The organism is Pseudomonas sp. RIT-PI-a, from assembly GCF_001187875.1.
Lineage (GTDB): Bacteria > Pseudomonadota > Gammaproteobacteria > Pseudomonadales > Pseudomonadaceae > Aquipseudomonas > Aquipseudomonas coleopterorum.
The window spans coordinates 116,702-138,079 of the sequence record NZ_LGIR01000015.1 but is presented as its reverse complement, the minus strand read 5'-3'; the positions used below and the strand labels follow the sequence as shown (position 1 = coordinate 138,079).

The 21,378-nt window shown below is 63.4% G+C and carries 21 protein-coding genes; 13 read left to right on the top strand and 8 right to left on the bottom strand.

Annotated elements, in window-relative coordinates; translation table 11 throughout:
- The first annotated feature begins 172 nt into the window (after positions 1–172).
- From AC788_RS12175 to AC788_RS12160, 4 genes are all read left to right on the top strand, one after another.
- The gene (locus tag AC788_RS12175; protein WP_049860860.1) at positions 173–970 is read left to right on the top strand and encodes a hydroxymethylpyrimidine/phosphomethylpyrimidine kinase; all 798 of its coding nucleotides are present in this window, start codon (positions 173–175) and stop codon (positions 968–970) included.
- Positions 971–1,004: 34 nt separating this feature from the next.
- Positions 1,005–1,631 (top strand): thiamine phosphate synthase, encoded by a 627-nt coding sequence (gene thiE, locus AC788_RS12170; protein ID WP_049860859.1) that lies wholly within the window; start codon positions 1,005–1,007, stop codon positions 1,629–1,631.
- A 17-nt stretch (positions 1,632–1,648) separates the two neighbouring features.
- Positions 1,649–2,932, top strand: a complete 1,284-nt coding sequence (hemL, locus tag AC788_RS12165; RefSeq protein ID WP_049860858.1) for a glutamate-1-semialdehyde 2,1-aminomutase — start codon at positions 1,649–1,651, stop codon at positions 2,930–2,932.
- Positions 2,933–3,247: 315 nt separating this feature from the next.
- Complete coding sequence (locus tag AC788_RS12160) at positions 3,248–3,802, top strand: tetratricopeptide repeat protein (protein WP_049860857.1); 555 nt, start codon at positions 3,248–3,250, stop codon at positions 3,800–3,802.
- Between the two features lie 24 nt (positions 3,803–3,826).
- Here the strand turns inward: AC788_RS12160 and AC788_RS12155 are convergent, their stop codons facing one another.
- Positions 3,827–4,153, bottom strand: coding sequence for a DUF1820 family protein (locus tag AC788_RS12155; RefSeq protein WP_043192686.1), 327 nt, complete (start codon positions 4,151–4,153; stop codon positions 3,827–3,829).
- A 133-nt stretch (positions 4,154–4,286) separates the two neighbouring features.
- Here AC788_RS12155 and miaB point away from each other — a divergent pair, with 133 nt between their 5' ends.
- The 5 genes from miaB to lnt all read left to right on the top strand — a co-directional run bounded on the left by miaB (position 4,287) and on the right by lnt (position 9,662).
- Positions 4,287–5,615, top strand: a complete 1,329-nt coding sequence (miaB, locus tag AC788_RS12150; RefSeq protein ID WP_043192685.1) for a tRNA (N6-isopentenyl adenosine(37)-C2)-methylthiotransferase MiaB — start codon at positions 4,287–4,289, stop codon at positions 5,613–5,615.
- A 149-nt stretch (positions 5,616–5,764) separates the two neighbouring features.
- Positions 5,765–6,772 (top strand): PhoH family protein, encoded by a 1,008-nt coding sequence (locus AC788_RS12145; RefSeq protein WP_049860856.1) that lies wholly within the window; start codon positions 5,765–5,767, stop codon positions 6,770–6,772.
- The gene (ybeY, locus tag AC788_RS12140; RefSeq protein ID WP_049860855.1) at positions 6,765–7,265 is read left to right on the top strand and encodes an rRNA maturation RNase YbeY; all 501 of its coding nucleotides are present in this window, start codon (positions 6,765–6,767) and stop codon (positions 7,263–7,265) included. Before AC788_RS12145 ends, ybeY begins: the two co-directional genes overlap by 8 nt.
- Positions 7,266–7,271: 6 nt before the next feature.
- On the top strand, positions 7,272–8,111 hold the full coding sequence (locus AC788_RS12135) for an HlyC/CorC family transporter (protein ID WP_049860854.1): 840 nt from the start codon (positions 7,272–7,274) through the stop codon (positions 8,109–8,111).
- A gap of 33 nt (positions 8,112–8,144) precedes the next feature.
- Complete coding sequence (gene lnt / locus AC788_RS12130) at positions 8,145–9,662, top strand: apolipoprotein N-acyltransferase (protein WP_049860853.1); 1,518 nt, start codon at positions 8,145–8,147, stop codon at positions 9,660–9,662.
- A 35-nt stretch (positions 9,663–9,697) separates the two neighbouring features.
- Here lnt and AC788_RS12125 read toward each other — a convergent pair whose 3' ends face one another.
- Together AC788_RS12125 and AC788_RS12120 are read right to left on the bottom strand one after the other, a co-directional pair.
- Positions 9,698–10,462, bottom strand: a complete 765-nt coding sequence (locus AC788_RS12125; protein WP_049860852.1) for a YdcF family protein — start codon at positions 10,460–10,462, stop codon at positions 9,698–9,700.
- Positions 10,463–10,521: 59 nt separating this feature from the next.
- Entirely contained in the window at positions 10,522–10,848 is a 327-nt protein-coding gene (locus tag AC788_RS12120; RefSeq protein WP_049860851.1) for a hypothetical protein, read from the bottom strand.
- A gap of 252 nt (positions 10,849–11,100) precedes the next feature.
- Between AC788_RS12120 and leuS the strand changes: the two genes are divergently transcribed.
- The 4 genes from leuS (at position 11,101) to AC788_RS12100 (ending at position 17,080) form a co-directional block, all read left to right on the top strand.
- Positions 11,101–13,707 (top strand): leucine--tRNA ligase, encoded by a 2,607-nt coding sequence (gene leuS / locus AC788_RS12115; protein WP_049860850.1) that lies wholly within the window; start codon positions 11,101–11,103, stop codon positions 13,705–13,707.
- Between the two features lie 72 nt (positions 13,708–13,779).
- Positions 13,780–14,385 carry an LPS-assembly lipoprotein LptE gene (locus tag AC788_RS12110; protein WP_049860849.1) on the top strand — a complete coding sequence of 202 codons (606 nt, stop codon included), beginning with the start codon at positions 13,780–13,782 and terminating at the stop codon, positions 14,383–14,385.
- Between the two features lie 74 nt (positions 14,386–14,459).
- Complete coding sequence (holA, locus tag AC788_RS12105; RefSeq protein WP_049860848.1) at positions 14,460–15,497, top strand: DNA polymerase III subunit delta; 1,038 nt, start codon at positions 14,460–14,462, stop codon at positions 15,495–15,497.
- A 263-nt stretch (positions 15,498–15,760) separates the two neighbouring features.
- Entirely contained in the window at positions 15,761–17,080 is a 1,320-nt protein-coding gene (locus AC788_RS12100) for a lytic murein transglycosylase (protein ID WP_049860847.1), read from the top strand.
- A 25-nt stretch (positions 17,081–17,105) separates the two neighbouring features.
- Here the strand turns inward: AC788_RS12100 and AC788_RS12095 are convergent, their stop codons facing one another.
- From AC788_RS12095 to AC788_RS12075, 5 genes are all read right to left on the bottom strand, one after another.
- Complete coding sequence (locus AC788_RS12095) at positions 17,106–18,017, bottom strand: S66 peptidase family protein (protein ID WP_049860846.1); 912 nt, start codon at positions 18,015–18,017, stop codon at positions 17,106–17,108.
- A 65-nt stretch (positions 18,018–18,082) separates the two neighbouring features.
- Complete coding sequence (gene lipA / locus AC788_RS12090; RefSeq protein ID WP_049860845.1) at positions 18,083–19,114, bottom strand: lipoyl synthase; 1,032 nt, start codon at positions 19,112–19,114, stop codon at positions 18,083–18,085.
- Between the two features lies 1 nt (position 19,115).
- On the bottom strand, positions 19,116–19,763 hold the full coding sequence (gene lipB, locus AC788_RS12085) for a lipoyl(octanoyl) transferase LipB (protein WP_049860844.1): 648 nt from the start codon (positions 19,761–19,763) through the stop codon (positions 19,116–19,118).
- A complete protein-coding gene (locus AC788_RS12080) occupies positions 19,763–20,038 on the bottom strand; it encodes a DUF493 domain-containing protein (RefSeq protein WP_049860843.1) in 276 nt (91 codons plus the stop codon). Before AC788_RS12080 ends, lipB begins: the two co-directional genes overlap by 1 nt.
- A 79-nt stretch (positions 20,039–20,117) precedes the next feature.
- Complete coding sequence (locus AC788_RS12075) at positions 20,118–21,278, bottom strand: D-alanyl-D-alanine carboxypeptidase family protein (RefSeq protein WP_049860842.1); 1,161 nt, start codon at positions 21,276–21,278, stop codon at positions 20,118–20,120.
- Positions 21,279–21,378 lie beyond the last annotated feature (100 nt).

Here is a 21,378-nt window from a genome sequence, read left to right as displayed (position 1 = left end):
CCTCAGTCGGCTCTGGGCCACTGCTTTCGGAACCTGTCAGAGTGTAATGTCAATATGATACAGAGGCACCGTACAAAGCGCGAACCCTGTCCATCGAACCAGTCATCAGGGCACCCTGCCCAGCGCTTGCAGCCCTGCTACAACGCCGTGCGCCGTGATAAGCTCGCGCACCATGAATATCTATAGCTCCCGCCCCGTTGTCCTCTGTCTCTCCGGCCACGACCCCAGTGGCGGCGCCGGCCTGCAGGCAGATATCGAAGCCCTGCTTGCCCAGGGCTGCCATGCCGCGCCGACGGTTACCGCGCTGACCGTGCAGAACACCGTCAACGTCAGCGATTTCCGTGTGCTCGACCGCGAATGGATCCTGGCCCAGGCCAATGCCGTGCTCAGCGATTCGCCGGTGGCGGCGGTCAAGCTGGGCATGCTCGGCTCGGTGGACATGGTCGCGACCGTGGTCGAGCTGTTGTCGGCCCACCCTCATCTGCCGATGGTCTGCGACCCGGTTTTGCGGGCCGGCGGTGGCGGCAGTCTGGGCAAGGACGAGGTCGGCTATGCGATGCGCGAGCGGCTGCTGCCGCTGGCCACCATCGCCACGCCGAACCTGCCCGAGGCACGCATCCTCGCCGACCTGCCCGAGGGCAGCGCCGACGAATGCGCGCAAAAACTGCTGCCGTTCTGCAAGCACCTGCTGATCACCGGCGGCCACGGCGACGAGCACGAAGTGCACAACCGCCTGTACAGCCGCGACGGCAGCCGTCGCACCTTCACCTGCCAGCGCCTGCCCGGCAGCTACCACGGCTCCGGGTGCACCCTGGCCAGTGCTCTGGCCGGTCGCCTGGCCCTGGGCGAAGGCCTGGAAAGCGCCGTGCAGTCGGCCCTCGACTACACCTGGCGTACCCTGCGCGACGCCGAGCAACTGGGCCACGGGCAATTCGTGCCCCGTCGCCTGCCCCTGGATTTCTGCTCTTGAGCCAAATCTCCGCCCCCTGCCCGAGGCCCAAGCGATGAACTTACGTGGCGTCTACGCCATCACCGACAGCCAGCTGTTGGCCGGCAAGTTCCTCAAGTACGTCGAGGCCGCCCTGGATGGCGGCATCACGATGCTGCAGTACCGTGACAAGAGCAACGACGAAGCCCGTCGCCTGCGCGAAGCGGAAAAACTGCGTCAGCTGTGCGAGCGCTACAAGGCGCACCTGATCATCAACGACGACGCCGAACTGGCCGCGCGACTCAACGTCGGCGTGCACCTGGGCCAGACCGATGGTCCGTTGACTCCAGCCCGCGCCCTGCTGGGGCGCAAGGCGATCATCGGCAGCACCTGCCATGCCAACCTCGACCTGGCGCGCCAGGCGGCCCGCGAAGGGGCGAGCTACGTCGCCTTTGGCCGCTTCTTCGCCTCCCAGACCAAGCCCGACGCATCGCCTGCCAGCATTGAACTGTTGAGCCAGGCGCGGGCCGAATTGAAATTGCCGATTGCCGTCATTGGCGGCATCACCCTGGACAACGCTGCGCCGCTGGTGGCCTGCGGTGCCGACCTGCTGGCCGTGGTGCATGCGCTGTTCGGCGCCGACACGGCCCAGGAAGTCACCCGCCGCGCCCGCGCTCTGAACGCGTTGTTCGAAACTGCCTGATGCAAGAGAGTCCATCTATGTCCCGTTCCGAAACCCTGTTCGCCAATGCCCAGAAGCACATCCCCGGCGGCGTCAACTCGCCCGTGCGTGCCTTCAAGAGCGTCGGCGGCACGCCGCTGTTCTTCAAGCACGCTGCCGGCGCCTATGTCACCGACGAAGACGACAAGCGCTACGTGGACTACGTCGGTTCCTGGGGGCCGATGATTCTGGGTCACAGCCATCCGGACGTGCTCGACGCCGTGCGCAAGCAGCTCGAACATGGTTTGTCATACGGCGCGCCGACCGAAATGGAAACCCAGATGGCCGACCTGGTCTGCGCCATCGTGCCATCCATGGAAATGGTGCGCATGGTCAGCTCGGGCACCGAGGCGACCATGAGTGCCATTCGTCTGGCCCGTGGTTTCACCGGTCGCGACAGCATCATCAAGTTCGAAGGTTGCTACCACGGCCACTCCGACAGCCTGCTGGTCAAGGCCGGCTCCGGCGCCCTCACCCTCGGTGTGCCCAGCTCGCCCGGCGTGCCGGCGGCGTTCGCCAAACATACCCTGACCCTGCCGTTCAACGACATTGCTGCAGTGGAGCAGATGTTGGCCGACGTCGCCGATGAAGTGGCCTGCATCATCGTCGAACCCGTTGCGGGCAACATGAACTGCGTACCGCCGGCACCCGGTTTTCTGGAAGGCCTGCGTCGCTTGTGCGACCAGTACGGCGTAGTGCTGATCTTCGACGAAGTGATGACCGGTTTCCGCGTGGCCCTGGGCGGCGCCCAGGCGTACTACGGCGTCACGCCCGACCTGAGCACGTTCGGCAAGATCATCGGTGGCGGCATGCCCGTGGGCTGCTTCGGCGGCAAGCGCGAGATCATGTCGCACATCGCGCCGCTGGGCCCGGTCTACCAGGCTGGCACGCTGTCGGGCAATCCCTTGGCCATGGCCGCCGGCCTGACCACCCTGAACCTGATCAGCCGTCCAGGCTTTCACGACGAGCTGAGCGACTACACCGCCCGCCTGCTCGATGGCCTGCAGCAGCGAGCCGATGCCGCAGGCATCCCGTTCGTGACCACCCAGGCGGGCGGCATGTTCGGCCTGTACTTCAGCGGCGCCGACGACATCGTCACCTTCGAAGACGTCATGAGCAGCGATGCCGAGCGCTTCAAGCGCTTCTTCCATTTGATGCTCGACGGCGGCGTGTACCTGGCGCCGAGCGCGTTCGAAGCAGGCTTCACCTCCATCGCCCACGGCGATGCGGAACTGAAGATCACCCTGGATGCTGCCGAGAAAGCGTTCGCCGCGCTGAAGTAAGTCCAAACCGGGAATAGTCATCCTGTAGGAGCGGTCAGTGGCCGCGAAGAATTCACCGCGCAGTGTCAGATTTGCCGCGCATGAGCTTTCGCGGCCACTGACCGCTCCTACAGATAGCCTTGTCACCCCTTCCAGCCGTTCACATGATCGCGCCTTCCAACGGCCGCTTGTCCCTGTGAAGTCTGACCATCTGGACGATATCGCAGAAAAACGAGTAAAGACTTTGTAACCGCCCCCCCGCTTATTTCATAATGAAGCACCGGCAACGTTTCCACGTCGGGTCCGCCCGCATTCCGCAGAGGTAAGTCGATCCCCATGAACCGCACCGGCCGCGCCCTTGCATTGGGCTGCCTGTTGCTTCTTCAGCCGCTAATGGCTACCGCAGGCGGCAATTCGTTGTTGATCCCGGCGGTGGGTCGCTGCACCCTCAATACTTCTGCCCAGGCGTTGCCCGCAGCGCTAGCTGCCTGTCAGCAGGCGGCCAAGGACGGCGACGCGCAGGCCCAATTCGAGCTGGGTCAGTTCTACTACGACGGCACGCGCACCGAGCGCGACCTCAATCAGGCCCTGAGCTATTTCGAACAGGCCTCCCTGCAAGGCCATGCCGAAGCGCAGTATCACCTGGGGACCATGTTCTTCAAGGGTGAGGGCGTGGCGGCCAACAATATCCAGGCCTACATCGTACTGAAGATGGCCGCGGTCAACGGCGCTGAGGATGCGCTGGACGTGGCCGACGAGGTGTCCGGGCAGATGCGCCGCGAAGACCTCGAAGTGGCCACCCAGGTGCTGGGGCAGATTTTCCGCAAATACCTGCTCGAACTGCAGACCGCCGACGGCGGCAGCCGCTCGCCCTTCGCCCCCCTGCCCTGAGCCCGGTCGCTGTCCGGCGAGCGGTTACTTGTCGGGCATCGGCATGGGGAAGGGCATCACGTTGCCAGTCATGCGCGCCTCGCTGATCTTCGGCGTGCCCAGACGCTCGACCTCATCGATCCGCACGATCGAATGCATCGGCACGAAGCTGCGCGTGACGCCTTCGAACTGCGCCTTGAGCTTTTCTTCGCTGGGGTCGACGACCACGGTGGTGCGCTCGCCAAAGACAAATTCCTCGACCTCCAGAAACCCCCACAGATCGCTCTGGTAGATCTGCTTGGCGTACATCTCGAATACCTGGCCCTGATTGAGGAAAATCACTTTGTAGATTGGAGCTTCGCGTTTGGTCATCGTCGGCAGATACAAGGTCGTGAGCTTTAAAGAGGGCGAAAACTATAGCATAGCCGCCCGACAGGCAATGCTAGGAACCACCGACCACGGACACTATAATGCGCGGTTCTTTGAACCACTTGATGATCACCTAATGGCCAAGAAGCTTTACATCGAAACCCACGGCTGCCAGATGAACGAGTACGACAGCTCGCGCATGGTCGACCTGCTGGGTGAACATCAAGCCCTGGAAGTCACGGCCCGCGCCGAAGATGCCGACGTGATTCTGCTCAACACCTGTTCGATTCGCGAGCGTGCCCAGGACCGCGTCTATTCGCAGTTGGGTCGCTGGCGCGAGCTCAAGCTGGCCAAGCCGGAAATGGTCATCGCCGTGGGCGGCTGCGTGGCCAGCCAGGAAGGCGAGGCCATCCGCGACCGCGCGCCCTACGTCGACGTGGTGTTCGGCCCGCAGACCCTGCACCGACTGCCCGAGATGATCGACGCAGCGCGCATCACCCGCCTGCCGCAGGTGGATATTTCCTTCCCCGAGATCGAGAAGTTCGACCACCTGCCCGAACCGCGTATCGACGGACCGACCGCCTACGTGTCGGTGATGGAAGGCTGCAGCAAATACTGCACCTTCTGCGTGGTGCCCTATACCCGTGGCGAAGAGGTCAGCCGGCCCTTCGACGACGTTCTGGCCGAGGTCATGCACCTGGCCGACAACGGCGTGCGCGAAGTCACCCTGCTGGGCCAGAACGTCAACGGCTACCGAGGCCAGACCCACGACGGTCGCCTGGCCGATCTCGCCGAGCTGATCCGCGTGGTCGCCCAGATCGACGGGATCGAGCGCATCCGCTACACCACTTCGCACCCGCTGGAGTTTTCCGACAGCCTGATCCTGGCCCACGCCGAAGTGCCGCAGCTGGTGAAACACCTGCACCTGCCGGTGCAGTCCGGTTCGGACCGCGTGCTGGCCGCGATGAAGCGCGGGCACACGGTGCTGGAATACAAGTCCAAGTTGCGCAAGCTCAAGGCAGCGGTGCCGGACATCTGCATCAGCTCGGACTTCATCATCGGTTTCCCCGGCGAGACCGAGAAAGACTTCGAGCAGACCATGAAACTGGTCGCCGACGTGGGCATGGATTTCTCGTATTCCTTCATCTATAGCCAGCGGCCCGGCACACCTGCGGCCGACCTGGCCGATGACACGCCCGAGGCGGTGAAGAAACAGCGCCTGGATGCCTTGCAGCATCGCTTGAATCAGCAAGGGTTCGAGATCAGCCGGCAGATGGTCGGGACCACCCAGCGCATCCTCGTCACCGATTATTCGCGCAAGGATCCGGGCCAGTTGCAGGGGCGTACCGAGAACAACCGTATCGTCAACTTCACCTGCTCGGATGCCCGACTGATCGGCCAGTTCGTCGACATCCACATCGCCGAGGCCCGGCCCCACTCCCTGCGTGGTGAACTGCTGGCCTGACAGCCGCACCACGGCGAACCCTGCGCGGCCGATGGCCGCTCCTACAAGGAGGCGGCGAGCGCCATTCGCCGCTCGCCCCTTTCGCCCCGCCCCTGACAGGGGTTATCCTTGGACTCATTTCAATTGCCGTCGGGCGGCCGAATACGACCTTGAACGCACCTATCGAACCACATCGCTTCTTGCTCGAGCCTTTCGAGGCTCGCCGCTTCGCCAACCTGTGCGGACAATTCGACGAGCATCTGCGCTTGATCGAACAGCGCCTGGAAATCGAAATTCGCAACCGTGGCAATCAGTTCGAACTGATCGGCGACGCCCAGCACACGCGCTCGGCGGAAAACCTGCTGCGTCGCCTGTACCGGGAAACCAAGGCCACCGAGTTGTCCCCCGACACCGTTCACCTGTTTTTGCAGGAATCGGCCGTCGAGGAGCTGTACAACCCGGCTTCGGGCGAAGTGCCGGTCGCGCTGCGTACCCGCAAGGGCATGATCAAGCCGCGCGGCTTGAACCAGCAGCGCTACGTCAAGGAAATCCTGGGCAACGACATCAACTTCGGCATCGGCCCGGCCGGTACCGGCAAGACGTACCTGGCCGTGGCCGCCGCCGTCGATGCGCTGGAGCGCGAGCAGGTTCGACGCATTCTTCTGGTGCGCCCTGCCGTGGAAGCGGGCGAAAAGCTCGGGTTCCTGCCCGGCGACCTGGCCCAGAAGATCGACCCCTACCTGCGCCCACTGTACGACGCCCTGTATGAAATGCTCGGCTTCGAACACGTCGCCAAGCTGATCGAAAAACAGGTCATCGAGATCGCGCCACTGGCCTACATGCGCGGACGCACCCTGAACAACAGCTTCATCATCCTCGATGAGAGCCAGAACACCACCGTGGAACAGATGAAGATGTTCCTGACCCGCATCGGCTTCGGCTCGACCGCGGTGATCACCGGCGACATCACCCAGGTCGACCTGCCCAAGGGCACCAAGTCGGGCCTGGGCCAGGTCATCGAAGTGCTCAAGGACGTTCCGGGCATTAGCTTCACCCACTTCATGCCCAAGGACGTCGTTCGTCACCCGCTGGTGCAGCGCATCGTCGAGGCCTACGAGCGTTTCGACGCCCAGCCCGCCACCGTCAACGAGGCCGGGGACAAACGCCGCGATGCTTGAGCTTGACCTGCAACGGGCCAGCACCGCGCCTGGCCCGAGCGATGCCGAGTTCCGCCGCTGGTGCGAGCTGGCGTTGCGCCAGCGCAGCGCCGATTCGGAAATGACCATACGCCTGGTCGATGAAACCGAAGGCCGCGAGCTGAATCTCACCTATCGTCACAAAGATTACGCAACCAACGTGCTTTCATTTCCCGCAGACGTGCCCGACGACCTGCTCGACATTCCGCTGCTGGGCGACCTGGTCATCTGCGTCCCGGTGGTCGAGCGCGAAGCCGCCGAACAGGGCAAGGCCCTGGACGCACACTGGGCGCACCTGGTGATGCACGGCTGCCTGCACCTGCTGGGCTACGACCACATTGACGACGATGAGGCCGAGGAAATGGAAGCGCTGGAACGAGAGTTGCTAGCAGAATTGGGTCATCCGGACCCCTATGCCGCCGACGAAGACGTCGACGACACCCCCACCAAAGCAATTGGCAAGGATCACGAGTAAAGGGCTATGAGCGAAGATCGATCGAGCAACGGGCAGAAGTCATGGTTGGGTAAACTGACCCAGGCCTTTGCCCATGAGCCCAAGAACCGCCAGGAACTGCTGGAACTGCTGCGCGAAGCGCACCAGAACAAGCTCCTGGACAGCGAAGCATTGACCATCGTGGAAGGCGCCATCCAGGTCGCCGACCTGCAAGTGCGCGACATCATGGTGCCGCGCTCGCAGCTGATCAGCATCAAGTCCACGCAGACCCTGCACGAATTTCTGCCGGCGGTCATCGATGCTGCGCACTCGCGCTACCCGGTGGTCGGCGAGAACCACGACGACGTGATCGGCGTGCTGCTGGCCAAAGACCTGCTGCCGTTGATCCTGCAGAACGACCACGCGAACTTCAACATCAAGGATCTGCTGCGCCCGGCCACCTTCGTGCCCGAGTCCAAGCGTCTGAACGTGTTGCTGCGCGAGTTCCGCGCCAACCATAACCACATGGCCATCGTGATCGACGAATACGGCGGTGTGGCGGGCCCGGGGGCCATCGAAGACGTGCTGGAACAGATCGTCGGCGACATCGAAGACGAGCACGACGTCGAGGAAGACAGCTACATCAAGCCGCTGCCCAGCGGTGACTTCCTGATCAAGGCGCTGACCCCGATCGAGAACTTCAACGAGTTCTTCGAAAGCCAGTTCTCCGACGATGAATTCGACACCGTCGGCGGCCTGGTGATGAGTGCCTTTGGCCACCTGCCCAAGCGCAACGAGACGACCGAAATCGGTGCCTGGCGCTTTCGCATCCTCAACGCCGACAGCCGCCGCATCCACTTGCTGCGCCTTACGCCAATCGCCCGCTGAGGCATCTGCCCAGACCCCTCGTTAAGGAAAATAATGCGCTGGATCACCCGCCCCGGCTGGCCCGGTAACCTGCTGGCCATGGCGGCCGGCGGGATGACCCCGCTGTTCCTGGCCCCCTTCGATCTCTGGCCGCTGGCCCTACTTTCGCTGGCGTTGTTCTATCTCGGCCTGCGCGAGCTGAAACCGCGCCAGGCGCTGGGCCGTGGCTGGTGCTACGGTTTCGGTCTGTTCGGTGCCGGTACCAGCTGGATCTACGTCAGCATCCATACTTATGGCGGCGCGTCGGTGGCGTTGGCAGGCTTGCTGATGCTCGGCTTCGTCGCTGCGGTCGCGCTGTTCTTCGCCCTGCCCGCCTGGGTGTGGGCGCGCTGGCTGCGGCGCACCGATGCGCCATTGGCTGACGCTCTGGCCTTTGCCGCGCTGTGGTTGGGCCAGGAAGCATTCCGCGGCTGGTTTTTGACCGGTTTCCCCTGGCTGTACAGCGGCTACAGCCAGTTGCATGGTCCGCTTGCCGGCCTGGCGCCAGTGGGCGGCATGTGGCTGGTGTCCTTCGCCCTCGCCTTGACCGCGGCGCTGTTGTGCAACCTTGCACGCCTGCGCCACCGCAAGCCATTGCTGGCGGGCGCTGTGGTGTTGCTGCTGGCGCCGTGGATCCTCGCCCAGGCATTCAAGGGCCACAACTGGACGACCCCGGCCGGCGAGCCGCTGAACGTGGCGGCGATCCAGGGCAACATTGCCCAGAGCATCAAGTGGAACCCCGAAGCGGTCGATCACCAGTTGCAGCTGTATCGCGACAAAACCTTCGTTTCCAAGCCCGTGGACCTCATCGTCTGGCCGGAAACGGCGGTGCCGGTACTGATGGACTCGGCTCAAGGCTATCTGGCGATGATGGGCAGGTTTGCCAGCGACCGGCATTCGGCACTGATCACCGGCGTGCCCATTCGCCAGGTGGAAGACGGTCAGCGCCGGTTCTACAACGGCATTACCGTGGTAGGTGACGGCGAAGGCTTGTACCGCAAGCAGAAGCTGGTGCCCTTCGGCGAATACGTGCCCTTGCAGGATCTGCTGCGCGGCCTGATCGCGTTCTTCGACCTGCCCATGTCCGACTTCGCCCGCGGCCCGGCCGACCAGCCGTTGCTGCAGGCCAAGGGATACCAGATCGCGCCGTTCATCTGCTACGAAGTGGTGTATCCGGAGTTGGCCGCGAGCATGGCCGCACGCAGCGACCTGCTGCTGACGATCAGCAACGACACCTGGTTCGGCACTTCGATAGGTCCGCTGCAACACCTGCAGATGGCACAAATGCGCGCGCTGGAGGCCGGCCGCTGGATGATCCGCGCCACCAACAACGGTGTTACTGCGTTGATCGATCCGTTCGGCAACATCACCACCCAGGTGCCGCAGTTCGAGGAGGCGGTGATGTATGGCGAGGTGACGCCGATGCAGGGTCTGACGCCTTATCTGCAGCTGCGGTCGTGGCCGATGACAGTGGTGTGCGTGTTGCTGCTGGGGTGGGCGTTGTTGCGTAAACGGGCTGCCGGCCAAGTTTGATGGTGTTTGTGCTGCCCGCGAAGAGGCCCTCGAGATCACCGATAAAACATCTTGTACCCCACCAACCCCACCGCTTCATTGAGCAGCTGGCCGTTCTGCCAGATGGCCTTGCTTTCAGGCAACCACCCTCCCAGCGGCCGTGCATTGTCGGTACCCAGAAAGCCCACCGGTGCTGGCACCACCTGCAGCCCGTGCTGCTCGAAGCTCCAGCGCGAGCGCTGCATGTGCCAGGCCTGAGTGACCACCACCACACGCTTGATGCCGTGCTCAGCAAGTAACTGGGCGCTGAACTCGGCGTTCTCCCAGGTCGTGCGGCTGCGCTCTTCCATCCAGCGCGCCGAGGTGCCGAAATCGTCGCGCAACGACTGCGCCATGATCCACGCCTCGCTGGGCGGCGAGCCATAGTGCAGGCCACCGGAAGTCAGCACCGGAAGCCCGGACGCCTTGGCCAGCCTGGCCGCGTAGCGGACCCGTTCGAGCGCGACACCGGTCGGCTGATCGATGCCGTCCCAGGCCGGGTCGCCGCGCTCGCGACCGGCTCCCAGAATCACGATGGCGTCGGCGCGCTGCGCCAAGGTGCTCCACCCCTGCACTGGCAGTGCCGGTTCGCTTTCGAGCCAGTTCGCCGCCTGCTGCATCACCACCGGCAGGCTCATCAGCCATAGCCCACCTAATCCGGCGACGAGGCAGGCGCCCGCCAACCGTGGCCAGCGACGGCGCAGCCACCAGGCGACCAGCAACAGGACGAAAAAAATTCCGGGCGGCAGCAACAACTGTTTGAGGATGAAACGTGAAAACATCGGGCATCTCCAGAAAATGCCCGAAGCCTAAGCGTTGCCGCGCTGGCGAACAACTGCGCTCACGGTTTCCCGGAATACCCGCGGCCATGCCTGCCGATGGACGACCTGCGTCGGTCGCGCTCGTGCAGCCAGTACACCTTGGCCGATGCCTCGCGTACCGGCACAGTGGGCGCCGACGGCTCGGCAAAGGCGCGCTCGCCACAGACATGCAGGTAGGCGTCGATCAATTCGTACTCGGCCCGGCTCAAGCCACGCAACTCCAGTTCCGCAGGCTTTTCATCGCGCAGGCGAACCGCTGTTCGGGCCACATCCAGGGCCAGCCCCAGACGGTCGATGAGACGTTCGTAAACATCAGGCTGCATGGCCTTGATATGCGGCTCTACCATTGGCTCACCTCACTCCAGAAAAAAACGCTCTATCCTCCCCAAGCTTAGCGCTGGCTGGAAAATCAGTCGGTTGCAGCGACCAACGGATCGCGCCAGGCGCTTGGTCGAGCCGTGGCAGCTGCAATCAAGGTTTCCCTCGATAGAGGGGGGTCATGTATGCTACGGCGTTTAATATCATCGTACCTTGCCAACAGGCTCAGCCTATTTAGCAGCTGCCGGATAAGGTCACCCATTTCTCAGCGCAAAGTAGCCATGCACGAACTCTATCAGCCCCGCGAAATCGAAGCCGCCGCCCAGTCCTTCTGGGATGCGAAGAAGTCTTTTGAAGTGAGTGAACAGCCAGGCAAGGACACGTACTACTGCCTGTCGATGTTCCCCTACCCCAGCGGCAAACTGCACATGGGGCACGTGCGCAACTACACCATTGGCGATGTGATCGCTCGCTATCAGCGCATGCAGGGCAAGAACGTCCTGCAGCCCATGGGTTGGGACGCCTTCGGCATGCCTGCGGAAAACGCGGCCATGAAGAACAACGTCGCGCCGGCCAAGTGGACGTACGAAAACATCGCCTACATGAAGACCCAGCTCAAGAGCCTGGGCCTGGCCATCGACTGGTCGCGCGAAGTCACCACCTGCAAGCCCGACTACTACCGCTGGGAACAATGGCTGTTCACCCGCCTGTTCGAAAAAGGCGTGATCTACCGCAAGAACGGTACCGTGAACTGGGACCCGGTCGACCAGACGGTGCTGGCCAACGAACAGGTCATCGACGGTCGTGGCTGGCGTTCGGGCGCGCTCATCGAGAAGCGCGAAATCCCGATGTACTACTTCAAGATCACTGCATACGCCGACGAGCTCCTGGAGAGCCTCGACGAACTGCCGGGCTGGCCGGAACAGGTCAAGACCATGCAGCGCAACTGGATCGGCAAGTCCAAGGGCATGGAAGTCCAGTTCCCTTACGATCAGTCTTCGATCGGTGAGGCCGGGACGCTGAAGGTGTTCACCACACGTCCCGACACGCTGATGGGCGCCACCTACGTTGCCGTTGCCGCAGAACATCCGCTGGCGACCCTGGCCGCACGCTCCGATGCCGCGCTGCAGGCCTTCATCGAGGAGTGCAAGAGCGGCAGCGTGGCCGAGGCCGACGTCGCTACCCAGGAAAAACGCGGGATGCCGACCGCGCTGTTCGTCGAGCATCCGCTCACCGGCGAGAAGCTGCCGGTCTGGGTCGCCAACTATGTACTGATGCACTACGGCGACGGTGCGGTCATGGCCGTTCCGGCCCACGACGAGCGCGATTTCGAGTTCGCCTTGAAGTACGACCTGCCGATCAAGCCGGTGGTGCGCACCAGTGCGGGCGACCTGACGCCTGCGCCATGGGTCGCGGCCTACAACGAGCACGGTCCGCTGATCAACTCCGGGGAATTCGACGGCCTCGACTTCGAAGGCGCTTTCGACGCCATCGAAGTGGCCTTGATCAAGAAGGACCTGGGCAAGTCGCGCACCCAGTTCCGCCTGCGTGACTGGGGCATCAGCCGCCAGCGCTACTGGGGCTGCCCGATCCCGATCGTGCACTGCGATGCCTGCGGCGACGTTCCGGTCCCCGAGGATCAACTGCCGGTCGTGTTGCCCGAAGACGTGGTCCCCGATGGTGCCGGTTCGCCACTGGCGCGCATGCCCGAGTTCTACGAGTGCACCTGCCCTAAATGCGGCGCACCGGCCAAGCGCGAAACCGACACCATGGACACCTTCGTGGAATCGTCCTGGTACTTCGCCCGTTACGCTTCGCCGCACTATGAAGGCGGCATGGTCGATCCGGCCGCTGCCAACCACTGGTTGCCGGTGGATCAGTACATCGGTGGTATCGAGCATGCGATCCTGCACCTGCTGTACGCGCGCTTCTTCCACAAGCTGATGCGCGACGAAGGCCTGGTCAGCTCCAACGAGCCGTTCAAGAACCTGCTCACCCAGGGCATGGTCATCGCCGAAACCTACTACCGTCTCGAAGCCAACGGCAGCAAGACCTGGTTCAACCCGGCCGACGTCGAGCTGGTTCGTGATGCCAAGGCCAAGGTTGTCTCGGCCAAGCTCATCAGCGACGGCCTGCCGGTGGAAATCGGCGGCACCGAGAAGATGGCCAAGTCGAAGAACAACGGCGTCGATCCGCAATCGATGATCGACCAGTACGGTGCCGATACCTGCCGCCTGTTCATGATGTTCGCCTCGCCACCGGACATGAGCCTGGAGTGGTCCGACTCCGGCGTGGAAGGCTCGCACCGCTTCCTCAAGCGCGTCTGGCGTCTGGCGCAGGCACATGTCGGCCAGGGTTCGCATGCCCCGCTCGACGTCGCAGCTCTGGACGACGAACAGAAAGCCGTTCGCCGCGCGATCCACCTGGCGATCAAGCAGGCCAGTCAGGATGTGGGCCAGAACCACAAGTTCAACACCGCCATCGCCCAGGTGATGACGCTGATGAACGTGCTGGAGAAGGCCCCGCAGGCCACGGCTCAGGATCGTGCCTTGCTGCACGAAGGTCTGGAAACCGTGACCCTGCTGCTGGCACCGATCACGCCGCACATCAGCCACGAGCTCTGGCAGCAGCTGGGCCACGCCGATGCGGTAATCGATGCCGGCTGGCCTGTATTGGACGAATCGGCCCTGGTGCAGGACAGTCTGCAGTTGGTCATCCAGGTCAACGGCAAGCTGCGCGGCCAGATCGACATGCCTGCCAGTGCCAGCCGCGAAGAGATCGAAGCCGCCGCACGGGTCAACGAAAACGTGCTGCGTTTCACCGACGGCCTGACCATCCGCAAGGTCATCGTCGTACCAGGTAAACTGGTCAACATCGTCGCCAGCTGATCGACCGGCGCCCGCTTCACCGGGCGCCCGTCACGCATGCCACAGCCAACAAGGTTTCTAGGGAGCAACAAGATGATCAAACGCAATCTGCTGGTTATGGGCCTGGCTGTCCTGCTGAGCGCCTGTGGTTTCCAGCTCCGCGGCACCGGCACCAACGAGATGGCCATCAAGGAACTCAACCTTACTGCGCGCGACGCCTACGGCCAGACCGTGGTGCAACTGCGCAAGGCGTTGCAGAACAGCGGGGTCCACGTGGCCAGCGGCGCACCGTACACCCTGGACCTGGTAAACGAGCGCGAGGATCGTCGCACCGCCAGCTACAGCGGTTCGGCGCGCTCGTCCGAGTACGAGCTGAGCAACATGCTGCAATATGAGATTCGCGGGCAGAACAACCTGAGCTTGCTCAACGACAAGATCGAAGTGCAGAAGGTTTATGTCCACGACGGCAACAACCTGACCGGTTCGGACCAGGAAGCCAGCCAGGTGCGTCGTGAAATGCGTAACGAGTTGGTCCAGCGGATGATGCTGCGTCTGCAGCAGATCACCCCTGCCCAGCTGCAAAAGCTGCAGGTAGATGCCGACGCACGCGCCAAGGCCGAAGCCGATGCGGCCGCCGAAGCTCAGCGTGTGATGGATGCAACGCCCCAGCAGTCGCCGATCCAGATCCCCAATCAGTAAGGCAGACAAGGGCGCTCAGGCGCCCTTTTCGCTGCCATCGCACCCGTGAAGTGTTCAATCCTGTCGATGCGTCCATGAAAATCAGCCCCGCCCAGCTCGGCAAACACCTGCAAGGCCCGCTTGCGCCTGTCTATGTGGTCAGCGGCGACGATCCGCTGCTCTGCCAGGAAGCGGCGGACGCCATACGTGCCACGGCGCGTCAGCAAGGCTTCGACGAACGTCAGGTGTTCAGTGCCGACAGCAACTTCGATTGGGGCACGCTGCTGCAGGCCGGTGCCAGCCTGTCGCTATTTGCCGAGCGGCGCCTGCTGGAACTGCGCCTGCCTTCAGGCAAGCCGGGTGACAAGGGCGCTGCGGCGCTGATCGAATACTGCTCACGACCTGCCGAAGATACCGTGCTGTTGATCAGCCTGCCCAAGCTGGACGGCAGTGCGCAGAAAACCAAATGGGGCAAGGCCCTGGTGGATGGTGCGCACACGCAGTTCGTGCAGATCTGGCCGGTGGATGCGCAGCAGTTGCCGCAATGGATCCGCCAGCGCTTGGCCCAGGCCGGGCTGGCGGCGCAACCGGATGCGGTGGAGCTGATCGCCGCGCGGGTTGAGGGCAATCTGCTGGCGGCCGCGCAGGAGATCGAAAAGCTCAAGTTGCTGGCCGAGGGTAACCAGATCACGCTGGAGACGGTGCAATCGGCGGTCGCCGACAGTGCTCGCTTCGACGTGTTCGGCCTGATCGATGCGATCCTCAATGGCCAGGCCGAACATGCTCTGCGCATGCTCGAAGGGTTGCGCGGCGAAGGTGTCGAGCCGCCGGTCATCCTCTGGGCGCTGGCCCGCGAGCTACGCCTGCTGGCCAGCCTGTCACAGCAGTACAGCCAGGGGGTGCCGCTGGACAAGGCTTTCAGCCAGGCTCGCCCGCCCGTCTGGGACAAGCGCAAGCCGCTGATGAGCAAGGCTCTGCAGCGGCATTCGGCACTGCGCTGGGCGCAGTTGCTGCAGGATGCGCAACGCATCGACGCGCAGATCAAGGGCCAGGCGCCAGGTTCGGTGTGGGTGGGGTTGTCGCGGTTATCGCTGTTGATGGCGGGCCAGCGCCTGGCCCTTCCTGCCGAATAGCGCAGCATTCTGGTGGGCAGATGGAGCATTCACTGCGGTGTGTCAGATACATTGCGTCGCTGCATTCGCGGACAGAGCCCGCTCCCACAAAGCCCCGCTGCGGTATGCGAGATACACACGGGCGCTGCATGCGCGGGCAGAGCCCGCTCCCACAAAGCTGCACCGCAGAGTGTCAGGCTGATCGCTGACAAGGCTAAACCCATGCTACAGGTTCGGCTGGCATGTTAAGGTTTGCCTCTGCCCCGAAAGCCCTGGACTTGTGAATGTCTTCTCGTCGTACCTCTGGCTGGCCCATGCGCCAGTTCGCCGTGACTACCTGCCTGGCCTTGCTGGTTGCCTGCGCGGAAAAACCCACCGTCGCCGACACCCTGCCCGCTCCGATCGTCCAGCCTTCCCTGCCGGTGCCCATGGCGCCCGCGCCGAGCAGCGTCGACACCCCGGTGCTGCCAACCCAGACATTCGCAGAATGGCAACAGGGCTTCCGCCAGCAAGCGCTGCGCAGCGGCGTCGACGCGCAGCTGTTCGACCGCGCCTTTGAAGGCGTCACGCCCGACCTGAGCGTAATCAAGGCTGATCGCAGCCAACCTGAATTCAGCCGTCCGGTGTGGGAATACCTCGACGGCGCCATCTCCCCGACTCGCGTGCGCCGTGGCCAGGCCATGCTTGACCAGTATGCGGACGTGCTGACGAGCATCGAGCAGCGCTACGGCGTCGAGCGCCAGGTGCTGGTTGCCGTGTGGGGCATGGAAAGCAGCTTCGGTCAGATCCAGGGCGACAAATCGGTGATCCGCTCGTTGGCGACCCTGGCTTACGAAGGCCGCCGCCCTGAGTTCGCGCAAAGCCAGCTGCTGGCTGCGTTGCAGATCCTGCAGAATGGCGACATCCAACCTGAGCGCATGCTCGGCTCGTGGGCCGGTGCCATGGGCCAGACCCAGTTCATCCCCACCACCTACAATTCCCACGCTGTGGACTTCGACGGCGATGGTCGCCGCGACATCTGGAACAGCGCCGCCGACGCCCTCGCCTCTACGGCCCACTACCTGCAAAGCTCTGGCTGGCAGAGCGGCCAGACCTGGGGCCTGGAAGTACGCCTGCCCGACGGCTTCGACTACGCCCTGGCCGACGGCAGCAGCCGCAAGCCGGTCAGCGAATGGCAGCGTCTAGGTGTAGCGACGATGCCCGGCGGCGCAGTCCCGGCGGGCAGCGAGAATGCCTCGGCGGCGCTGCTTCTGCCCGCCGGCTACCGCGGCCCGGCCTTTCTGGTGTTCGATAATTTCCGCGCGATCCTGAAGTACAACAACTCCTCGTCGTACGCATTGGGCGTGAGCCTGCTGGCACAGCGCTTCCAGGGTTCGGGCTACATTCAAGGCACTTGGCCGAAAGATGACATGCCCCTCACACGCACCGAGCGCATCGAGTTGCAGAGCCGATTGACTGCGCGCAATTACGACGCCGGCGCTCCGGACGGCATCATCGGCGCCAACACACGCAAGGCTATCCGCAGTGCGCAGCAAACCCTGGGCTGGCCAGCTGACGGCTATCCGACCCACAAGCTGCTGGAAGCCTTGCGGGCGCAGCAGTAACAGGATGTGGTGGCCTTGGCGTCGCCTAGGCCACCACATCCTGCTCCAACCAGACCTGCCGCTCAGTGGCGTCAAGCCTGACCTGCACGCCCAGCGGCAAAGTCAGGTTCGGATCGCAATGACCACTGCGCCAGCCGGCCAGCACTGGAATGCCATCGGCCTGAAACGTATCGAGCAGCAGCGGCGTTATCTGCTCGACACCGATGCCCGCGAAGTCGCCCACGATCACACCCCGCACCCCACGCAGCTTGCCGGCCAGGCGCAGGTGGGTCAGGAAACGATCCACGCGGTACAGCGGCTCGTTGACGTCCTCGATGAACAGCACGATGTCATCGTCAGGCAGCTCGTACGGCGTTCCCAGCGTGGCACTGATCATCGCCAGGTTGCCACCCATCAATCGCCCTTGAGCCTGGCCAGGCAGTATCGTGGTCAGCGGCCACGCTGACGGATGCCGCAACAGGTCCCCTGCCCCCAGCTCTCCGCGCAGCATCTGCCACAACGAAGACTCGGTCGGCGCCTGCTTCTGCGTCAGCAGATCGGATTTGAACAGCGGCCCATGGAAGGTCACGAACCCGGCATGGCGAGCGATGGCCACATGCAGCGCGGTGATATCGCTGTAACCCACGAAGGGTTTGGGGTGGCGCGCCAGCAGCGGGAAGTCGATCTTGTCCAGCAGACGGGGCGTACCGTAGCCACCACGCAGGCAGAAAATGGCATCTACTTCAGGATCGGAAAACGCGTCGTGGAGGTCTTGCAGGCGGGCCTCGTCGCTACCGGCCAGATAACCCTGGGCCAGCGCAACACCGGGGTAGATCCGCAGCGTGTAGCCGCGCGCTCGGGCCCAGGCGCAAGCTGCTTCGATGTCCAGCTCGATGGGGCCCGCCGGCGCGATCAGGGCGATCGTGCCGTGGTCGGGCAGGCGTGGGGGTAATTGCATGGGAAAAACTCCGCAATCGTGGGTCCGGCGTAGACCAGGCGGTGCCTGCTCTACGCCGGCAGATGTCAGAGCTTGATCTTGGCTTCGTGCGCCTGCTGGTCGGCATGGTACGAGGAGCGCACCAACGGCCCGGAGGCGACGTTCTTGAAGCCCATCTTGTAGCCTTCCTCGGCGAACCAGGCGAAGGTGTCCGGGTGCACGAAGCGCTGGACCGGCAAGTGGCTGCGCGAGGGCTGCAGGTACTGCCCCAGGGTCAACATGTCGATGTTGTGCTCGCGCATGCGGTGCATGACCTCGATCACTTCCTCGTCGGTTTCGCCCAGACCCAGCATCAGGCCGGACTTGGTCGGCACATGGGGCACCAGCTCCTTGAACTTCTGCAGCAGGGTCAGCGACCACTGATAGTCCGAACCCGGACGCGCAGCCTTGTACAGGCGCGGTACGGTTTCCAGGTTGTGGTTGAACACATCCGGCGGCTCTTGCGCCGTGATGGCCAGCGCCACATCCATGCGCCCACGGTAGTCGGGCACCAGGGTTTCCAACTGCACGCCGGGTGACAGCTTGCGGATCTCGCGCAGGCAGTCGGCGAAGTGCTGGGCACCGCCGTCGCGCAGGTCGTCGCGATCCACCGAGGTGATCACCACGTACTTGAGGCGCAGATCGGCGATGGCCACGGCGAGGTTCATCGGCTCGTCGGCGTCCAACGCCTTGGGGCGACCATGACCCACATCGCAGAACGGGCAGCGACGGGTGCAGATGTCGCCCATGATCATGAAGGTCGCGGTACCGCCGGAGAAGCATTCGCCCAGGTTGGGGCAACTGGCCTCTTCGCAGACGCTGTGCAGCTTGTGCTTGCGCAGCAGCTGCTTGATACGGTCGACTTCGGGCGACACCGGAATGCGCACACGGATCCAGTCGGGCTTTTTCGGCAGCTCTTCGGTGGGGATGATCTTGACCGGGATGCGCGCGACCTTTTCGGCACCGCGCAGCTTGACGCCCGCCTCGACCTTGGGCCGCGGCGCGTTGGCCTTGGGCGCACCCTCGGCGAGGTTCTGCAGGGGGATCAGCGTTTGCACAGCTTCTGTCGCGGTAGTCATATCAGTCGATTCCGCCCGTAAGGGTCGTCTGCTCAACATAGTCGAGGTGCTTGACCAGCTGCGCTCGCAGCCTTGCACTGACCTCGGCAAATTCAAGGGGTGCGACATGATCGCACATCTGCGTCATCGGCAGGCCGGCATATCCACATGGATTTATCCGCCGAAAAGGCGCGAGGTCCATGTCGACGTTCAGCGCCAGGCCGTGGAATGAACAACCACGGCGGATACGCAGGCCCAGCGAGGCGATCTTCGCGCCGTCCACGTAGACGCCGGGGGCATCCGCACGGGCTGCGGCAGGCACCCCATAGGAGGCCAGCAGATCGATCAGGGTATGCTCCATGCGCGTGACCAGCTCGCGCACACCGTAGCCCAGCCGGCGCACGTCCAGCAGCAGGTACACCACCAGTTGGCCAGGGCCATGGTAGGTCACCTGACCACCGCGGTCGACCTGCACCACCGGGATCTCGCCGGGCACCAGCAGGTGCTCGGCCTTGCCCGCCTGGCCCTGGGTGAAGACCGCCGGATGCTGGACCAGCCAGACTTCATCGGCGGCGTCCGCATCGCGCTGATCGGTGAACCGCTGCATCGCGTGCCAGACGGGCTCGTAAGGCATCAGACCGAGTTCGCGAAACCCCAGGCATTGCGGCATCAAAGCACCATTTTGACGATGCCGGTGGCGCGCAGCTCACTATTGATGTTGTAGAGCTGTTCCTGGCCGGTCGCCAGGATGTGCAACTGCAGAGTGGTGTAGTTGCCGTTGGTGCTCTGGCGCTCGGCGTTCTTATCGTGATTGACGGTGGCGTGCTTCTCGACGATCTTCACCACCGTGTCGCGAAAGCCCACGCCGGTGTCGCCGATGATCTTGATCGGGTAGTCGGCGCAGGGGAATTCGATCTTAGGTTCTTTTACTTCGGTATCGGTCATGACGATGACGGCCTCGGGTAAACCGTGAAAACAACAACGCCCCCGCCTGTTGCCAAGGCGAGGGCGCGCGATCGCGATATCAGTTGAACAAGCCGTAGAAGAATAGACGAACGCTATCCCACACGCGGCGGAAAATACCACCTTCCTGTACATCGTCCAACGCGATCAGATCGGAGGTCTGAACGATCTTGTCACCGTTCTTCACTTCGACCTTGCCGATCACATCGCCCTTGGCGATGGGCGCGGTCAGCTGCGGGTTGATGGTCATGCTGGCAGCCAGGTTCTTCAACTGGCCCTTGGGCAGCGTCATGGTCAGGTCTTCAGCCAGGCCGGCCTTGATCTCGCGGATGTCGCCCTTCCACACCGGCGCTTTGGCCAGCTCGGTGCCCTTCTGGTAGAAGGTCTGGGTTTCGTAGAAGCGGAAGCCGTAGGTCAGCAGCTTTTGGGTTTCGGCTGCACGGGCCTGCTCGCTGTTGGTGCCGAACACCACGGCGATCAGACGCATGCCGTCGCGCACGGCCGAGGACACCATGCAGTAGCCGGCTTCTTCGGTGTGGCCGGTCTTCAGACCGTCGACGGTCTTGTCACGCCACAGCAGCAGGTTGCGGTTGGGCTGCTTGATGTTGTTCCAGAAGAACTCCTTCTGCGAGTAGATCGCATAGTGGGCCGGGTCTTCGTGGATGATGGCGCGAGCCAGCAGTGCCATGTCGTGAGCGGTGGAATAGTGCTCAGGGTTCGGCAGACCGGTCGGGTTCATGAAGTGGCTGTTGCTCATGCCCAGTTTGCCGGCGGTGGTGTTCATCATGTCGGCGAAGGCGTCTTCGCTGCCGGCGATGTGCTCGGAGAGCGCCACCGAGGCGTCGTTGCCCGACTGGATGATGATGCCGTGCAACAGGTCGCTGACCGACACCTGGGTGCCGACCTTGATGAACATCCGCGAGCCGCCGGTGCGCCAGGCGTTTTCGCTGACGGTGACCGGGTCGTTCTCGCCGATCTGGCCGCGACGGATCTCCAGGGTGGCGATGTACGCGGTCATCAGTTTGGTCAGGCTGGCTGGCGGCAGACGCTGGTCGCCGTTGTTTTCAACCAGCACGTTACCGCTGGAAGCTTCCATCAGCACGTAGGATTTGGCAGCCAGTTGCGGCGGCGCTGGCATCATCTGATCTGCCGCCCAAGCGGCAGGGGCAATGATCAGCGGTACAAGCAGGCACAGGCGTTTGGCAAATGTGGTGATGTTCATCCGTCTCTCGAAATTGCTGATGGGCACATGCCCTTGCGGGCAGTCTTGTTGTGGGCGGGCGGCCCGGTGTCGCACGCCCGTTGCCGGGCGTTCATTGCAG

Excerpts from the sequence above, each read along its gene's own strand:
- AC788_RS12125 (WP_049860852.1), bottom strand. The coding sequence starts at position 10,462 with ATGTTTTCACGTTTCATCCTCAAACAGTTGTTGCTGCCGCCCGGAATT.
- AC788_RS12095 (WP_049860846.1), bottom strand. The coding sequence starts at position 18,017 with ATGCAATTACCCCCACGCCTGCCCGACCACGGCACGATCGCCCTGATC.
- AC788_RS12175 (WP_049860860.1), top strand. The coding sequence starts at position 173 with ATGAATATCTATAGCTCCCGCCCCGTTGTCCTCTGTCTCTCCGGCCAC.
- AC788_RS12080 (WP_049860843.1), bottom strand. The coding sequence starts at position 20,038 with ATGACCGATACCGAAGTAAAAGAACCTAAGATCGAATTCCCCTGCGCC.
- AC788_RS12160 (WP_049860857.1), top strand. The coding sequence starts at position 3,248 with ATGAACCGCACCGGCCGCGCCCTTGCATTGGGCTGCCTGTTGCTTCTT.
- hemL (WP_049860858.1), top strand. The coding sequence starts at position 1,649 with ATGTCCCGTTCCGAAACCCTGTTCGCCAATGCCCAGAAGCACATCCCC.
- leuS (WP_049860850.1), top strand. The coding sequence starts at position 11,101 with ATGCACGAACTCTATCAGCCCCGCGAAATCGAAGCCGCCGCCCAGTCC.
- AC788_RS12135 (WP_049860854.1), top strand. The coding sequence starts at position 7,272 with ATGAGCGAAGATCGATCGAGCAACGGGCAGAAGTCATGGTTGGGTAAA.
- lnt (WP_049860853.1), top strand. The coding sequence starts at position 8,145 with ATGCGCTGGATCACCCGCCCCGGCTGGCCCGGTAACCTGCTGGCCATG.
- thiE (WP_049860859.1), top strand. The coding sequence starts at position 1,005 with ATGAACTTACGTGGCGTCTACGCCATCACCGACAGCCAGCTGTTGGCC.
- AC788_RS12155 (WP_043192686.1), bottom strand. The coding sequence starts at position 4,153 with ATGACCAAACGCGAAGCTCCAATCTACAAAGTGATTTTCCTCAATCAG.
- miaB (WP_043192685.1), top strand. The coding sequence starts at position 4,287 with ATGGCCAAGAAGCTTTACATCGAAACCCACGGCTGCCAGATGAACGAG.
- lipA (WP_049860845.1), bottom strand. The coding sequence starts at position 19,114 with ATGACTACCGCGACAGAAGCTGTGCAAACGCTGATCCCCCTGCAGAAC.
- AC788_RS12100 (WP_049860847.1), top strand. The coding sequence starts at position 15,761 with ATGTCTTCTCGTCGTACCTCTGGCTGGCCCATGCGCCAGTTCGCCGTG.
- AC788_RS12110 (WP_049860849.1), top strand. The coding sequence starts at position 13,780 with ATGATCAAACGCAATCTGCTGGTTATGGGCCTGGCTGTCCTGCTGAGC.
- AC788_RS12075 (WP_049860842.1), bottom strand. The coding sequence starts at position 21,278 with ATGAACATCACCACATTTGCCAAACGCCTGTGCCTGCTTGTACCGCTG.
- holA (WP_049860848.1), top strand. The coding sequence starts at position 14,460 with ATGAAAATCAGCCCCGCCCAGCTCGGCAAACACCTGCAAGGCCCGCTT.
- AC788_RS12120 (WP_049860851.1), bottom strand. The coding sequence starts at position 10,848 with ATGGTAGAGCCGCATATCAAGGCCATGCAGCCTGATGTTTACGAACGT.
- lipB (WP_049860844.1), bottom strand. The coding sequence starts at position 19,763 with ATGCCGCAATGCCTGGGGTTTCGCGAACTCGGTCTGATGCCTTACGAG.
- ybeY (WP_049860855.1), top strand. The coding sequence starts at position 6,765 with ATGCTTGAGCTTGACCTGCAACGGGCCAGCACCGCGCCTGGCCCGAGC.